We start from the raw sequence: 15,845 nt of genomic DNA on the forward strand, positions 1-15,845 counted from the left end.
CCTGGTGTTGCCTGCTCTCCCGGGAGAGCCCAGAGACCCTGCTTCGGCGGGGTCTTTGTGTTTCTGCTGGGGCGATTTCCCGTTAGACTGTGGCGCCTGAACAGATCCAGCCCCCAGCAAGAGCCCGTAAACCGAGCAATGACAGAACCGACCCGTAGTAACGCACCCGATACCATCACCGCTGACCCGCAAGCAGCCGTGAAGGCTTTTATGAGCCAGCTGGACGCCTGTAACCAGCAGGAGGCGGCGCGCATTATTCGTCAGGTCAGCCGGAGCAAGGGCAAGCCCGGGCAGAAGGATCTGGAGAAAATGGCACGCTGGCTGGATCAGGGGCTGGACAAGGTGCAGAAGCGACAAGCCCTGCACAAGCCAGCCAGTTTTCCGGACAGCCTGCCGGTCAGCGCCCGGGTAGAGGACATCAGCCGGGCCATCGAGCAAAACCAGGTGGTGATCATCGCCGGCGAAACCGGCTCCGGTAAAACCACCCAGATTCCCAAAATCTGCCTGAACCTGGGCCGGGGCATTCGCGGGCTGGTGGGCCATACCCAGCCCAGGCGGATTGCGGCACGCAGTGTGTCTGCCCGGATTGCGGAGGAGCTGGGCGAGCAGGTCGGGCAGCAGGTGGGTTATCAGGTGCGTTTCACCGATAACACCTCCGAGTCGTCCCGGATCAAGGTGATGACAGACGGTATCCTGCTGGCGGAAATCCAGCACGACCGCTTTCTGGACAAGTACGACACCCTGATTATCGATGAAGCCCACGAGCGCAGCCTGAATATCGACTTCCTGCTGGGGTACCTGCGCCAGTTACTGCCCAAGCGGCCGGACCTGAAAATCATCATCACCTCCGCCACCATTGAGGTAGATCGCTTCAGCGAGTTCTTTGACAAGGCCCCGGTGATTGAAGTCAGCGGCCGTACCTATCCGGTGGATGTTCGCTACCGCCCGCTGGCGGGAGATGAAGACGACCGGGATCAGGGCTGGACCGATGGGGTGCTCTCGGCCCTCGAAGAAATCGAACAGCACGAGCGCACGGAAAAGCAGCCTCCGGGGGATGTGCTGGTGTTCCTGCCCGGCGAGCGGGAAATCCGGGCCCTGAGCAAGGTGCTGCGCCATGCCGAGCTGCGGCACACCGACGTGCTGCCGCTGTATTCCCGGCTCAGTAACCAGGAGCAGAACCGCGTTTTCCAGGCCCACAAGGGCCGGCGCATTGTGCTCTCTACCAACGTGGCGGAAACCTCCCTGACGGTGCCTGGCATCCGCTATGTGATCGACACCGGCGTTGCCCGCATCAGCCGTTACAGCGTTCGTTCAAAGATCCAGCGCCTGCCTATCGAGCCCATCTCCCAGGCCAGTGCCAACCAGCGGGCAGGGCGTTGTGGCCGGGTGGCACCGGGTATCTGTTTTCGCCTGTACGATGAAACCGATTTCCTGAATCGCCCGGAGTTCACCGATCCGGAGATTCTGCGTACCAACCTGGCGTCCGTTATCCTGCAGATGGCCACCTCCGGGCTGGGCGAGATTCGCCATTTCCCGTTCCTGGAAGCACCGGATCGCCGCCAGGTGAACGATGGCTACAAACTGCTGGAAGAGCTGAGCGCGGTTGACGACAAGCGGCGGGTTACTAAACTAGGCCGCACCATGGCTCGCTTGCCGCTGGACCCGCGGCTGGCGCGGATGCTGGTCACCGCTGCCGACCACGGCAGCCTTGCCGAAGTGCTGATTGTGATCGCCGGCCTGAGTATCCAGGACCCGAGAGAGCGGCCCCAGGACAAGCAACAGGCGGCAGACCAGGCGCACGCCCCGTTCAACGACAAGGAATCCGACTTTGCGACCTTGTTGAATATCTGGAACTGGTTCGAGGAGCAGCGCCAGGAGTTGTCCCAGAGCCAGCTGAAAAAGCTGTGCCAGAAAACTTTCCTGAGCTGGATGCGTATGCGCGAGTGGCGCGATATTCATCGCCAGCTGACCCTGATTTGCCGCGAGCAAAAGCTCAGCATGAATCGGGACCCCGCCAACTACGACCAGATCCACAAGGCCATTCTGGCCGGGTTGCTGGGCCAGGTCGCCGTGAAAGTCGAGAAGCGGGAATACCTGGCCACCCGAAACCGTAAGGTGATGATCTTTCCCGGCTCGAAAGTGGCCAAGTCCGGCCCCAAGTGGATTGTGGCGGCGGAAATTGTCGAAACCAGCAAGGTGTTCGCCCGCATGGTGGCGGGTATCCAGCCGGAGTGGGTGGAGCCGCTGGCCGGGCATATTGTGAAGCATCATTATTTCGAGCCGCACTGGGAACAGAAGCGGGCCCAGGTCATGGGCTATGAAAAGGTCACCCTCTACGGCCTGGATGTGGTGCCCAAACGCCGCATTCCCTACGCCAAGGTTGATCCGGCAGAATGCCGAAACCTGTTTATCCGGCGGGCTCTGGTGGAAGGCGATTATCAGTCCAGAGCCCCCTTCATTGCCCGCAACCGGGAAATGCTCGACACCGTCGAAAACCTGGAGAAGAAAACCCGTCGCCGCGACCTGCTGGTCGACGACGAAGTGCTGGTGGCCTTCTACGACGAGCGCCTGCCTTCGGAAATCGTCAGTGGCCGGCATTTTGAGAGCTGGTGGAAAGGCCTGTCGGCAGAAGAACTGAAAAAGCTGGAACTGACCGAAGCTGATGTGCTGCAACGCCCGCTGGACCAGGGCGCGGCGGAGCAGTATCCCGACTATCTGGAGTGGGAAGGGGTGAAATACCCACTGAGCTATGAATTCGAACCCACCAGCGAGCGTGACGGGGTGACCCTGAAAGTGCCGCTGATGGCCCTGAAGCAGATTCCCTCCCGCCGGTTGGAGTGGCTGGTGCCGGGTCTTTTGCGAGAGAAATGCATCGCACTGGTTAAAGGCTTGCCCAAATCCCTGCGCCGGAACTTTGTGCCGGTGCCGGATTTTGTCGATGCCGCGCTCGCCAACATGCAGCCGGGTAACGAGCCGCTGGCCCTGAAGCTAGGCGAGCAGCTGCGCCGGATGACCGGTGTGCAGATTGACCCCCAGGCCTGGCCGGAAGACGAATTACCCAGACACCTGCGGATGAACCTTCGGGTAACCGGCAACAAGGATAAAACCATTGCCGAAAGCCGGGACACCGACGAGCTGCAGGCGAAGCTGGAGGGCAGGGCAACCGAAGCGCTGGCGTCGGCTACCAGCGAAAACACTGGCAAACATAAGGTAAAGGAATACCCGGACTGGCAGTTCGGCAGCCTGCCGGAGCAGGTCCAGACCGAAAAGGGCGGCATGCAGGTAACCGTGTACCCGGCCCTGGAAGACCTGGGCAAACAGGTTCGGGAAATCCGCTGCCTGGACCGGCTGACCGCCGGTGACACTACCCGCCGTGGTATCGCCCGCCTGATCATCAATCGTTTCGGAAACACCCTGTCAGACCTGGAGCGCAAGCTGCCCCGGTTCAAGCAGTCTGCACTGATGTTTGCCCCGGTCGGGCAGGCGAAGGCACTGCTGGATGACCTGCTGTTGTCTGCGGTGATGCAGCACTTCCTGGCCGGGGACCTGCCCAGGGATGAAGACGCCTTCAACCGGGTTTACGAGCAGCACCGGGGCGATTTCATTCCAGCCCTGGAAGCGGCTGATGAGCGACTGTTCCAGGCCATGAGCGGCTACCAGAAGGTGGCAAAGCAACTCAAAGGCAAGATCAACCTGGCCCTCGCCAACAGCATGGCAGACCTGAAATTCCAGTTGCAGCACCTGGTGTATCCCGGTTTCCTGGTGGCCACGCCGGCAACGTGGCTGAATCGATTCGGGGTGTATTTCGAAGCGGCTTTGATACGGCTGGAGAAAATGCCCCGGGAAATGGGTCGGGAGCGGGAGTTTCTGCACACCATCGAGCCGCTCTGGGCCCGTTATGCCACCAGGCAGGAACAGCAGAAACGCCAGGGCGTTCGTGACCCGGAGCTGGAACTGTACCGGTGGATGCTCGAAGAGTACCGGGTCTCCTTCTTCGCCCAGCAACTGGGCACCGCCATGACGGTGTCGGTCAAGCGGCTGGATAAGCAGTGGGAAAACACCCGGATATAAATTGCACCAGCCTGGTGCCCGTGGATGATAGTCCAGCGGGCAAATCCGGCGGACTGTGTTAGTATTTCTGACAGTTAATTGTCAAAAACTGTTTTATAACCATGACGTGGGGTTATTGTGATTAAAGCCGTCATCAGCGGAACCGGCCTGTTTACGCCGCCCGCCATCATCGAGAACGACGAACTGGTCGAAGCCTTCAACCAGTATGTAGAGCTGTACAACAATGAGCATGCGGAAGAGATAGCCCGCGGCGAGCTGACAGCCCTGCAACCCTCGTCATCTGCTTTTATCGAAAAGGCGTCTGGCATCAAGCGCCGGCACGTGATCGACCGGGAAGGAATCCTGGACCCGAAGCGGATGAAACCGTACATTCCCGAGCGCAGCAACGATGAGCCATCGGTGCAGTGCGACATGGCAGTTGCAGCCTGTAAAGAAGCCCTTGAACAGGCAGGTAAAACCGCCGCCGATGTAGACGCGGTGATTGTGGCATGCTCCAACATGCAGCGCGCCTATCCCGCCGTGGCTATTGAGGTGCAGGAAGCCCTGGGTATTAACGGCTTCGCCTACGACATGAACGTGGCCTGCAGTTCTGCCACCTTCGGCTTGCAGGCTGCGGTGAACTCGGTGGAAAACGGTGCCGCCCGCGCCGTACTGGTGGTCAGCCCGGAAATCTGCTCCGGCCACCTGAACTTCCGTGACCGCGACAGCCACTTTATCTTTGGTGACGCCTGCACCGCCATCCTGGTGGAGCGGGAAGAAAACACCCAGCCGGGGCAGGGCTTCGAGATTCTGGGCACTCGTCTGAAGACCCAGTTCTCCAACAACATCCGTAACAACTTCGGTTTCCTGAACCGGGCGGATGACAGTGGCGTGGGCAAAGCGGACAAGCTGTTTATCCAGCAGGGCCGCAAGGTATTCAAGGAAGTGTCACCGCTGGTGGCTTCCACTATCCAGGATCACCTGGCTTCCCTGAACCTGGAACCGGACAACCTGGACCGCATGTGGCTGCACCAGGCCAACCTGAACATGAACCAGCTGATTGCCCGCAAGGTTCTTGGCCGGGATGCCACCGAGCAGGAAGCACCGGTGATTCTGGACGAATACGCCAACACAAGTTCGGCCGGCTCAATCATTGCCTTCCACAAGCACAAGGATGACCTGAAAGCCGGCGACCTGGGAGTGATCTGCTCCTTCGGTGCCGGCTATTCCATCGGCAGCGTGGTGGTTCGCCACCGCTAATCCGGTTTACCTCGCTGCCAGGGCCTTCAGGGTGTCTGGCAGCGGGGTGGATTTGCGGGTTGTCCGGTCTACCCACACGATCTTTGCATAGCCTTCCGTGTATACATCGCCGGTGTCGGCATCTTTCAGCAGATGGTAGGTGTCGAGGCTGGTCGTTCCCGCTTTGTCTGCATAGGTTTCAACAACGACACTGGCAGGGTGCGTCAGTTCCTTCAGAAAGGTGGCGCTGGTCTTTATAATGACCGGTCCGGTCGGGTCTTCTGCTTTACCCAGACCCAGTTCCGCCAGCCAGACAATGCGGGCTTCCTCGTAAAAACGGAAGTAAACTGTATTATTGGCGTGGCCGTATGCATCCATATCGCCCCAGCGCAGGGCCATGGACAGGGAACTGACGGGATTACCCGGTACAGACATCTGAGTTTCCTCCGGAACAGTGACACAAGAATAATAAAACGCCGGTATTGTCGACGAACTGAAACAGGTTAAACAACCCGAGAGTGCAAAATGAGAGAGTTTGATATCCGGCGTTGGGCGCCCGGCATGCTGTTGTTTATGGCACTGGCCCTTGGTGCAACAGCCGTGCAGGCCCAGAATCTGCAAGAGCCGCCCATGGAAGGCGAGGCGATGCCTGCCAATACCGACGACCCCTACGAGAACTGGAACCGCAAGGTCTACGCCTTCAACGATGCCATTGACCGCTGGTTCCTGCGCCCGGTAGCCAGTGGTTACCGGACCGTGACCCCGGACGTCGTAGATCGTGGCGTCACCAATTTCTTCAACAACCTCACCGAAATCCGCAACTTCACCAACAGCCTGTTTCAGCTGAAAGGGGAATCGGCAGTGGTGGCCTTTGGCCGGTTCACCTTCAATACCGTGTTCGGTCTGGGCGGTATCTTTGATGTAGCCACCGCGTGGGAACTGCCCGAGCGACCGGAAGATTTCGGCCAGACCCTCGGTCACTGGGGCGTAGGCTCCGGCCCTTACCTGATGCTTCCGCTGCTGGGCCCGTCCACGCCACGGCATTTTAGCGGCCTGGCCTCAGACAGTTTTATGCTGCCGTCAGCCTGGGATGCGGTCGACAGCCCGGAATGGTATTACCTGCGTACCCTGCAGATTGTTGATAAGCGGGCAGACCTGATTCCGGCAGAAAGCTTTATTTCCGGGGACCAGTACACGTTTGTGCGCAATGCCTTCCTGCAGCGTCGTGAATTCCTGATTAACGATGGTAAGATCACGGAAGATCCCTTCGCGGACGACGACGATTTCATGCTCGAGGATTTCTGAGCAGTAAAGCCGGGAGGCAACAGGTGATCAAGGACCCCAGAATTTCCCGTTTTCGCAAAGCCCTGGCCGGCGCCACGACCTATGAACAGTGGATGGAAGCCGGGCTGGAGCTGGATTTTCTGGAAGGCAATGCCGAGTGGAAGGAAGAGTTCGTTTCTGACCTTTACCACTACGAACTGATCTACGATCGTCTGAGCAACCTCAAACAGTATCGCCAGCAGAACGACTTCGAGCGCCTCAAGCGGGCGCTGCGCGAAGGGCTGCACCACGATCTGGGCAATATGGGGAACCCGGCGCTGTACACCCGTTCCCGGGTGGGCACCAAGCACCTGATCGAAGAATACATCAGCCAGGTGTGTGAAGCCCTGGATTACCTGTGCGATCACCCGGTGCCGGGCTTTCCGGTTTATGACAAGCTGCAGTTCTTCCGCGATACCCTGACCAGCTTCGGCCGGCCCACCCTGTTGCTCAGCGGTGGCGCATCGCTGGGCATGTTCCATTTCGGAGTCATCAAGGCACTGTGGGAAAAGGGGCTGCTGCCCCAGGTGATTGCCGGCTCCAGTATCGGCGCTATTATCGCGGGTATTCTCGGGGTGCACACCGATGCCGAGATACCGGAAATGCTGGTGCCGGAGAACCACAACCTCAAGGCCTGGAAATGGCGCGGGCTGATCAGCGCCATGCGCGGCGAAGGCCTGATGGACCAGCAAACCCTGCAGCAATGTCTGCGCGCGAATATTGGCGAATACACCTTCGAAGAAGCCTATCAGCGCACTGGCCGCAGCATTAACATCAGCGTGTCGCCAGTGCAGTCCAATCAGAAAGCCCGGTTGTTGTGCGGTTATACCTCGCCGTACCTGATGGTGTGGAGCGCCGCCCTGGCCAGTGCTGCGGTGCCCGGGGTGTTCCCGCCGGTTACCCTGATGAAGAAAGACCTTTACGGCAATGCACTGCCTTACATGCCCAGAATCCAGTTTGTGGACGGTTCCGTGGTCAGTGACCTGCCCATCGAGCGCCTGATGCATTTGTACGATGCCAATTTCAGCATTGTCAGCCAGACCAACCCCCATGTGGTGCCGTTCCTGGCGGAACAGACAGACGAAAAACTCTCGCTGCCGCGGTTGCCGATGCATTTCCTGAAGTCCGAAGTGCAGTTCCATGGCCGTGGCGTGTTCGACTACCTGCGCAAGCGGGTTCGCCCGGAATTGCTCAGGCAGGCCTCCGGGCAACTGTATACCATTATGGCCCAGCGTTACTCCGGCGACGTAACCATTGCCCCGGAGTATTCCTTGCGGCACTATCGCGGCATGTTGTCGAACCCGAGCCCGGAGTATGTTCGCGAGATGATCCTGGCTGGCGAGCGGGCCACCTGGCCGAAGATTTCGATGATCCGGACCCATGCCCGGATTTCCAAGACCCTCGAACGTTGTGTGCGCCGCCTTAAGCAGCAGAACCGGCGGGCGGTAGAATTGAAACTGGTCAGCGGTACTGCGCCGGCCAGGTCCTGAGGAAACATGTACTACGATTTTTTTGGCTTTCGGGAACCGCCTTTCTCCATTGCGCCGGACCCCCGCTACCTGTACCTGAGTGACCGCCACAAGGAAGCTCTGGCGCACCTGATGTATGGCGTGCAGGGGCAGGGCGGTTTTATCGTGATTACCGGTGAGGTAGGAACCGGCAAAACCACGGTCTGCCGCTGTTTTATCGAGAACGCGCCGGATCACGTCGACATAGCGCTTATCCTGAATCCCCGGCTCTCGGCCCGGGAGTTGCTGTCGGCTATCTGCGACGAGCTGGGCATTGCCCACGCAGCCAACGCCACCATCAAGATCCTGGTGGATGCGATCAACCAGGACCTGCTCAAGGCCCACGCCGCCGGCCGGCACAAGGTGCTGATTATCGATGAGGCCCAGAACCTCTCCGCAGAAGTGCTGGAGCAGCTGCGCCTGCTGACCAACCTGGAAACTGCCGAGAAAAAGCTGTTGCAGATAGTGCTGCTGGGCCAGCCGGAACTGCAGGACATCCTGGCCCTGCCGGAACTGCGCCAGCTGAACCAGCGGGTAACCGCCCGTTACCACCTGGATGCCATCGACCAGGCGGAACTGCCGGCCTACCTGCAATACCGGCTGAGCGTGGCTGGCCTGCGCGGTGACCTTTTTTCTGCCGGTGCGGTCAAAAATCTGTATCGCGCCAGCGAGGGTGTACCCCGGTTGATCAACCTGATCAGCGACCGAGCGCTGCTGGGCGCCTATGCCGAGGGCGAGCACCAGATAACCCGCGCCCATATCAAGCGGGCTGCGAAAGAAGTGACCGGTGGTATCCGTAACGGCAGCCGCCGGACCGGCTCCGGCGGGCCGGCCAAAAGCCAACTGGCCCTGGTGGCAGCCAGTATTCTGCTGGCCATTATTGCCACCCTGTGGCTGCTGGACAGCCCGGATTCGGTGAACAAGGCCCTGGCCGATAGCGACCCGGAAGTTCAGACCGGTGGCACCATCGAGCGGGACGAGACTACAGATCCCGTTCCTGCCGAACAAAGCCCCGAGCCGGCAGAACCCGCTGCCAGCCTGCCGGCTTCGTTTGTCCTCGACAACCACGCCATGCCCCGCGCCCAGGCCTTTGTTGAACTGTTTGGTATCTGGGGCAACGACTACAACCCTACCGCTTTCCCCAACGCCTGTGACCATGCCCAGAATTCAGGTTTGCGTTGCCTGGAGCGCCAGGGCAGCCGCCGTAGCCTGGAATTTATTGATCGCCCGGCCCTGTTAGTGCTCAAGCCGGAAAATGGCGAGGCCCGCTATGCGGTGCTGCGTTCACTGGATGGCGAAACAGCCACACTGGCGGTTCCGGGGGGCACCGAAACGGTTCCGTTCCGGGAACTGGAGCGCTATTGGTTTGGCGATTTCCAGGTACTCTGGCGGGTGCCGGAATTCATGACCGGTGACGGCTTCTACGGCGATGAGTCCGGCCAGGAGCTTTGGATTGGTGCCCGTATGATGGAAATCGCAGACCGGCTGGCCGGTTCCGGGCCAGAAAGTACCCGGATAAAGCGCCTGGCCATGGAGCAGCAGGTGCGCTGGTACCAGGAGCAGAAAGGTTTGACGGTAGACGGTATTCCCGGCGCCATGACCATCATTCAGATGAACAACGACCTTAAAGTGCGGGTGCCGCGCCTGGTAACAGCCCCGGCGGGAGGCACCCGGTAGGTTATGTCGTACATCCTTGATGCCCTCAGAAAGTCCGAAGCGGAGCGCCGGCAAGGCAAGGCTCCGGATCTCGGCCACCAGGTACAGATGGTGTATCGGCCGAAGAAAAAACGGGTACCCGCGGTGGTGTGGATTGTGGTGCTGGCCTTGCTGGTCAATGCCGGGGTGATGGCCTATGTGTTCTGGCCGGACACCGGCCCGGTTGCCACCGTCATTCAGTCCGAACCAGCCCCGGCACAACCGGTACCGACAGAACAGTCTGTTGCAGACGCCCCGAAAGCGAAGCCCGAACCGGAACCGGTTGCAACGGTACAACCGGAGCCAGCGCCGGCGCCGGCGGTACCGATTCCGGATGTGCCGGAAGCCCATTCCGGCACCGAAGAGCTCTGGGCAGAACCGGTGGTGATCGTGCCCAGCCAGTCAAAATCCAATCCGGGCTTGACCCAGCCCCAGCCAGAGGGCAGGGTGCCGCATCTGGTAGAATTGCCCCTGTCCTTTCAGAAGAGCGTGCCCGACTTGACCTTCAACAGCCATATCTATTCCTCGGATCCGTCCGCCAGCCGCGTGATGATCAATAATCGTTACCTGCGCACCGGCGACCGGTTCGAGCAGCTCACCATTGAACGCATTACCGAAGACGGCGTGGTGCTCAGCAAGAACGGCCAGTACTTCCGTGTTGGTACCGTGAGGGACTGGGTGAGCCCGAGATAATGGCCCTGACCGAAGACGTAAAGCAGCAAATCCAGCAGGCCTACCGTGACTTGCTGGCCGGCAAGGACATCCGTGCCCGTTATGGCCAGCGCCTGATGATTGCCGAGATTGCCCGCTACATGGGTGATATCACCGACAACGATGGTCAGCGCACCTCGCCGCCGGCCACCTGCGTGGTGGAGGCCGGTACCGGTACCGGTAAAACCCTGGCGTACCTGGTTGCGGCCATCCCTGTGGCCAGGGCGCTGGGCAAAACCCTGGTGATTTCCACCGCCACCGTTGCCCTGCAGGACCAGATTGTCCTGAAAGACCTGCCGGACCTGCGCAAGCACAGCAAGCTGGATTTCAGCTGGACCCTGGCCAAGGGCCGTGGCCGTTACCTGTGTATGTCCCGGCTGGAATCCCGGCTGCACGACGAAGGCCATGGCGACAGCGACACCATGCCCCTGTTTCTGCTGGACCAGCCGGCCGACGATGAAGCGGCCAGCCGGATTACCTTTGAAAAAATGCTGGCCAGCTACGGCTCCCGGGAATGGGACGGCGACCGGGACCATTGGCCGGAACAGATCCCCGATGAAATCTGGCGCCAGGTGACCACCGACCACCGCCAGTGCACCAATCGCCACTGCGCCTATTTCGACAGCTGCGCCTTTTTCGATGCCCGCAAAGACCTGGACGATGCCGATGTGGTGGTGGCCAACCATGACCTCGTCCTGGCAGACCTGGCTCTGGGCGGCGGCGCCATACTGCCGGAGCCCGAAAATGCCCTGTTTATCTTCGACGAAGCCCACCACCTGCCAGACAAGGCCCTGAACCACTTTGCCGCCTCGGTTCCCCTGAACTCCACCCGCCAGTGGCTGAAGCAGCTGTCCCAGGCCCTGGTGAAAATGCAGCCCTGGTTGCCCGGTGGTTCGCAGGCAGCCAAGGCCGTGGACAAGATCAGCCTGTCTGGTCGGGATCTCGACCTCGCCCTCGCCAAGGTGTACGACGAGGTGGAGCTTAATACCGCCTGGGAATTCAACGATGAGCGCCGCAGCGCCCAATGGCGATACCCGGATGGCGAGCTGCCGGATACCCTGGCGGAACTGGCGGCCGAAACGCGCATTGTGACCGCCGGCCTGTGCCGGCAGTTGGGCACCCTGGTTGAAGAACTGCAGAATGCCTTCGACGAACGCAAAGATCCGGAACTGGACCGGGACACCGCCGATTCCTGGTATCCCGTGATTGGTGCCTTCCACAGCCGGGCAGAAGAGCAGTTGCGCCTGTGGGCGGCCTGGTGTGAAGGGGCGACCGGTTCCGATGCCACCACTCAAACTGAAAGTACAGACGCGGCCCCGGTTATCCGCAAAGGCCCGCCCGCGGCCCGGTGGGCGGTGCGCCAGCGCTGGGATCACGCTGAAGACATTACCCTGTACAGCTCGCCGGTGCTGGCCGACAACCTGTTGTATTCACGGCTTTGGTCCCGGGCCTATGGTGCGGTGCTCACCAGTGCCACCCTGACGGCGCTGGGCAAGTTCGATCGCCTGCGGTCCCGGGCCGGCCTGCCGGAAGCCAGCCGTTACCTGGTGGTGCCCAGCTCGTTCCGTTATGGCGAAATGGCCACGGTGGAAGTTCCGGCCATGAATGCCATGCCCACCGATGACGGTTTTGGCGATGCCCTGATCAAGCGCCTGCCGGAACTCTGGGCCGGCGAAAAAGCCACCCTGGTATTGTTTACCTCCCGCCGGCAGATGCAGCAGGTGAGGGATGCCCTGGCTCCGGAATACCCGGAACTGATCCGGACCCAGGACGACATGGCCAAGAATGAGGTGCTCAAGCAGCACTGCGCCCGCATTGATGAAGGCAAGCCCAGCGTGCTGTTTGGCGTTGCCAGCTTTGCCGAAGGGATCGATTTGCCGGGCAAGTACCTGCACCACGTAGTGATTACGCGCCTGCCGTTCTCCGTGCCGGATGACCCCATCGACGCCAGCCTGGCGGAGTGGGTTACCCAGCGTGGGGGTAACCCGTTTATGGAAATTACCGTGCCGGATGCCTCGGTGAAGCTGGTTCAGGCTGTGGGCCGTTTGTTGCGTACCGAACAGGATACCGGCCGGGTGACCATCCTGGACCGGCGTATTGTCGCCCGTCGCTATGGCCAGCTGCTGCTGGATGCCCTGCCGCCGTTCCGGCGCGTAATCGAATACTGAGCCTTTCCTTCTGCCCATAAAAAAAGAGCCATCCCAATCGGGTGGCTCTTATCAAGGGGTTCTGACGAACCCGGGCGTCGAAATAACGCGGAACAAGAAATCTGAAGGCCTGAATTTCAGAATTCGCGGTAAGGCGCTAACCTCACCATGGTTAAATGATAGGGCGTAAGGGGGCGTAAACGGATCGTCCAAAGGGCGTAGTGAGGGGGCTTAATTCGGGTAAAGTGTGAACTGTGTCACGTTTTGGTCGTGTCCCCCAACAGCCCAAGCTCCCGGGCCCGGGCCAGAGCCTCGGTGCGCCGGCCCACGCCCAGCTTGCCGTAGAGGTTACGGATGTGGGCTTTCACCGTCGCCGGTGCCACCGACATCTTGCCGGCGATATCCTTGTTGGCCAGGCCCTGGTTGATCAACTCCAGCACTTCCTGTTCCCGTTGGCTTAAAGGTTCGGCCAGTTCGCTGTCAGCGGATCTCGGTGCGGGGGTTGCGGCGGCCGCCTCCGGCTCCGCCGGTTCTGAACCGGCAGCCATGGGTGGCTCCAGCAGTTGATCCTTCAGCATGGTCAGCAATTCCCGGTTCCAGCGCCCCGGTGTTCTCAGCCGCGGCAGCTCCAGCATCTTCTCCCGCAGTGCCGGACTTTCTTCAGCAAACAGACGCAGGAAGCCGGCATGTTCAGCCCTGTCCATGGCCCGTTCCAGCATCCGGTTGGCTTCTTCCTCATATCCCTGGCCGAACAGGGCCTCGGCGTACACCAGCAGAATCTCTACCAGGTGCCGGGTATGGGCGTTGCGCTCGGCAGCGGGAATCAGCGCAGACAGTATCTCCTGGGCCTTCTGGCTGTCATTCCGGGCAATCAATACCCGGGCCAGGGCGATCTGGTTCTGCTCCCGGTTCAGGGGGTTGGAGGCCGGTTCTTCAAGGGCCGGCTGCAGGCATTCCATGGCCTTGTCAGCCTGGCCTGTGGCCAGGTAACAGCGCGCCAGCAGGGCAGCAGCAGCGGGCGGATCAAACAGGATGTGATCCCGGCGTTTTCGGCCAACGGCAACGGCATCTTTCAGGGCGTCGATGGCGGCATCCAGCTTGTCTTCACTGAACGCCAGGTGGCCCCGAACAAACTGGATGACCACATGCTGGCCGGGCTCGGTGCCTTTTTCGACGTGTTCGAGCAATGGCGACAGGTAGCCGGCTGCGGTCTGGGGTTGGTTCTGTTCCCGGTAGATCTCAATCAGGGCGCTGTTCTGCCAACAGGAGATCAGCCGCGGCTGGCTGGGGTCGGCGTAGTGTTCGTCTACCCATTGCCGTACCCGGCTGGTGGTTTCCAGGGCAAGGTCGGTGTCGCCCCGGTTGTACTGGATCCAGGCCAGCAACCCGCCGGAAGACAGCACAGTGCTAGGTTTTCGCTCCACCTGACCGTAATACACGGCGCTTTCCAGGGCTTCTTCGGCCTCGTTCAGCTCGCCCTTACCGAAATAATCCATGCCCAGGCCGTAGTAGGTGACGGATTTCAGGGGAATGCTGATCTTGTCGATGTCCTTGAGCACCTGCCGGGTCAGGTCCGAGGCGTTCTTCTCGTCGTTTCGGCTGCGGGCCAGGTACGAACGCACCAGCGATACTTCACTGTGAATGGCCAGGGCGCCTTCGGCATCCGGGTGAGAGTCCGCCACCCGGCGGTCCAGCAGGTCTTCCACCCGGGTCAGCAAGGGCTCCAGCCCTTCTACCCGGTTGGCGAAGAACAGACCCCAGACCTTGAGCATCTGCAGCTGCGGGCCGTCGTTGATGACATCCGCAGGGATTTTCTCCAGCCATTCCAGTACCGGCAAATGGAAACCGCCGTGGATCAGGTTGTTGCCGTGCTCCGAGAGCACCCGGGCCAGCCGCTCGGTGTCTTTGCGCCGGACAATCTGGCCGATGGCTTCCTGCACCTGGCCATGGCTGAGCAGCCAGTCGATGGTGCGGGATTGCATCAGCTCTGCCCGGGCGGGATCTTTGCTTTGAATGCGCTGCAACAGGGCTTCCCGGAACAGGTCGTGGTAGCGGAACCACTCGTTACGGGTATCCAGCGGAATCAGGAACAGGTTCTGGGCCAGTAGCCGGGTCAACGCATCCTGGCTGTCGCTGCGTTCCCGGATGGCATCGCACAGGGCGCCGGACAGGCGAGGGCAGCAGGCGGTATCCAGCAGGAAGTCCATCAGTTCCCGGGGCAACTGGCGCAGCACCTCGGTGAGCACGTAATCGCTGATCAGCCGGCCGTCCGGGTTCAGGCTTGGAGGCGCGGAAGTCTGGTCCAGGTTGAGCTGGCCAGACTTGGCCGACAGCGCCGACAATTGCATGGCGGCCACCCAGCCTTCGGTGCGCTGGCACACCGAGCGGATTTCCTGCTCCGATAACTCCATGGCCATGGTGTCCCGGAAGAATGCCCGGCATTCGTCTTCAGAGAACGCCAGCAACCCCGGATGAATATCCTGCACCTGCCGCCGTACCCGCCAGCGGGCAAGGGGCAAGGGTGGTTCGGTGCGGGAAGCAAGGGTCACCAGCATGCCCGGGGGCAGGTAGTCGATAAACCAGCCCAGCTGGCGGTGAATGGTGTCGCTGGTGATCTCGTGGTAGTCGTCCAGCACCAGGAACCAGGCCGTGTCGTCCTGGCTCAGGGTGTTGATCAAACCGGTGATGGCGGCGGTCTGGTCTTCTCCGTCACTGCGGGCGAGCTGTTTGCGGATATCTTCCAGCCCCATCAGCCCGGCGTGTTCAAAGGCCCCCACCACATACTGCCAGAACTGGCGTGGCTGGTTGTCGTGTTCGTCCAGCGATAACCAGGCGGTGCGGTGGCTGTTCAGGGCACACCACTGGCTTACCAGGGTGGTTTTACCGAAGCCCGCCGGCGCAACCACCATATTCAGCCGCTTGCCGGTTTCCGGCTCCAGCAGCGAATCGAGCCGTTGCCGGCGCACGGCTCGCGGGTCTGGTGTTGGCCTCAGAAACTTGGTGTTCAGCAGCATGGTTGTCCGGTTAACCGAAATGTAGGTAATGGATTGTGTGCTTTGCTGCCGGCAAGTCAAGGGCTGCGGTGACGCAAGGCTTTGGCGGGGCTGCGAAAGCACGGAATTGGTCTACACTGAATACAGTTACCTTTTGTATATCAAAAAAGAATGAAAAT

At 60.6% G+C, this 15,845-nt stretch carries 9 protein-coding genes; 7 read left to right on the plus strand and 2 right to left on the minus strand.

All coding sequences use genetic code 11. From position 1 onward, the window contains the following. Positions 1–138: 138 nt before the first annotated feature. Together hrpA and AQ621_RS06850 are read left to right on the plus strand one after the other, a co-directional pair. Complete coding sequence (gene hrpA / locus AQ621_RS06845) at positions 139–4,071, plus strand: ATP-dependent RNA helicase HrpA (RefSeq protein WP_082640933.1); 3,933 nt, start codon at positions 139–141, stop codon at positions 4,069–4,071. 117 nt (positions 4,072–4,188) lie between these two features. Beyond that, on the plus strand, positions 4,189–5,310 hold the full coding sequence (locus AQ621_RS06850) for a beta-ketoacyl-ACP synthase III (RefSeq protein ID WP_058340816.1): 1,122 nt from the start codon (positions 4,189–4,191) through the stop codon (positions 5,308–5,310). Positions 5,311–5,316: 6 nt separating this feature from the next. Here the strand turns inward: AQ621_RS06850 and AQ621_RS06855 are convergent, their stop codons facing one another. After that, positions 5,317–5,724: an acyl-CoA thioesterase gene (locus tag AQ621_RS06855; protein ID WP_058340817.1), complete on the minus strand. Its 408-nt coding sequence runs from the start codon at positions 5,722–5,724 to the stop codon at positions 5,317–5,319. Between the two features lie 90 nt (positions 5,725–5,814). Between AQ621_RS06855 and AQ621_RS06860 the strand changes: the two genes are divergently transcribed. The 5 genes from AQ621_RS06860 to dinG are packed head-to-tail and all read left to right on the plus strand — an operon-like array spanning position 5,815 to position 12,694. After that, entirely contained in the window at positions 5,815–6,594 is a 780-nt protein-coding gene (locus AQ621_RS06860; RefSeq protein ID WP_058340818.1) for an MlaA family lipoprotein, read from the plus strand. Positions 6,595–6,617: 23 nt separating this feature from the next. Continuing rightward, on the plus strand, positions 6,618–8,102 hold the full coding sequence (locus tag AQ621_RS06865; RefSeq protein WP_022989022.1) for a DUF3336 domain-containing protein: 1,485 nt from the start codon (positions 6,618–6,620) through the stop codon (positions 8,100–8,102). Between the two features lie 6 nt (positions 8,103–8,108). Continuing rightward, positions 8,109–9,797, plus strand: a complete 1,689-nt coding sequence (locus tag AQ621_RS06870) for an ExeA family protein (protein WP_058340819.1) — start codon at positions 8,109–8,111, stop codon at positions 9,795–9,797. A gap of 3 nt (positions 9,798–9,800) precedes the next feature. Next, positions 9,801–10,508, plus strand: coding sequence for a general secretion pathway protein GspB (locus tag AQ621_RS06875; RefSeq protein WP_058340820.1), 708 nt, complete (start codon positions 9,801–9,803; stop codon positions 10,506–10,508). Continuing rightward, positions 10,508–12,694 carry an ATP-dependent DNA helicase DinG gene (gene dinG / locus AQ621_RS06880; protein WP_058340821.1) on the plus strand — a complete coding sequence of 729 codons (2,187 nt, stop codon included), beginning with the start codon at positions 10,508–10,510 and terminating at the stop codon, positions 12,692–12,694. The genes AQ621_RS06875 and dinG overlap by 1 nt, the downstream gene beginning before the upstream one ends. A 236-nt stretch (positions 12,695–12,930) precedes the next feature. Here dinG and AQ621_RS06885 read toward each other — a convergent pair whose 3' ends face one another. Next, a complete protein-coding gene (locus AQ621_RS06885; RefSeq protein WP_058340822.1) occupies positions 12,931–15,687 on the minus strand; it encodes a winged helix-turn-helix domain-containing protein in 2,757 nt (918 codons plus the stop codon). Positions 15,688–15,845: the final 158 nt, after the last annotated feature.

This window comes from Marinobacter sp. P4B1 (assembly GCF_001447135.1).
Lineage (GTDB): Bacteria > Pseudomonadota > Gammaproteobacteria > Pseudomonadales > Oleiphilaceae > Marinobacter > Marinobacter vinifirmus.

Bases quoted from the DNA above. Each gene is read 5' to 3' on its own strand.
- hrpA (WP_082640933.1), top strand. From the start codon at position 139: ATGACAGAACCGACCCGTAGTAACGCACCCGATACCATCACCGCTGAC.
- AQ621_RS06855 (WP_058340817.1), bottom strand. From the start codon at position 5,724: ATGTCTGTACCGGGTAATCCCGTCAGTTCCCTGTCCATGGCCCTGCGC.
- AQ621_RS06860 (WP_058340818.1), top strand. From the start codon at position 5,815: ATGAGAGAGTTTGATATCCGGCGTTGGGCGCCCGGCATGCTGTTGTTT.
- AQ621_RS06870 (WP_058340819.1), top strand. From the start codon at position 8,109: ATGTACTACGATTTTTTTGGCTTTCGGGAACCGCCTTTCTCCATTGCG.
- AQ621_RS06875 (WP_058340820.1), top strand. From the start codon at position 9,801: ATGTCGTACATCCTTGATGCCCTCAGAAAGTCCGAAGCGGAGCGCCGG.
- dinG (WP_058340821.1), top strand. From the start codon at position 10,508: ATGGCCCTGACCGAAGACGTAAAGCAGCAAATCCAGCAGGCCTACCGT.
- AQ621_RS06885 (WP_058340822.1), bottom strand. From the start codon at position 15,687: ATGCTGCTGAACACCAAGTTTCTGAGGCCAACACCAGACCCGCGAGCC.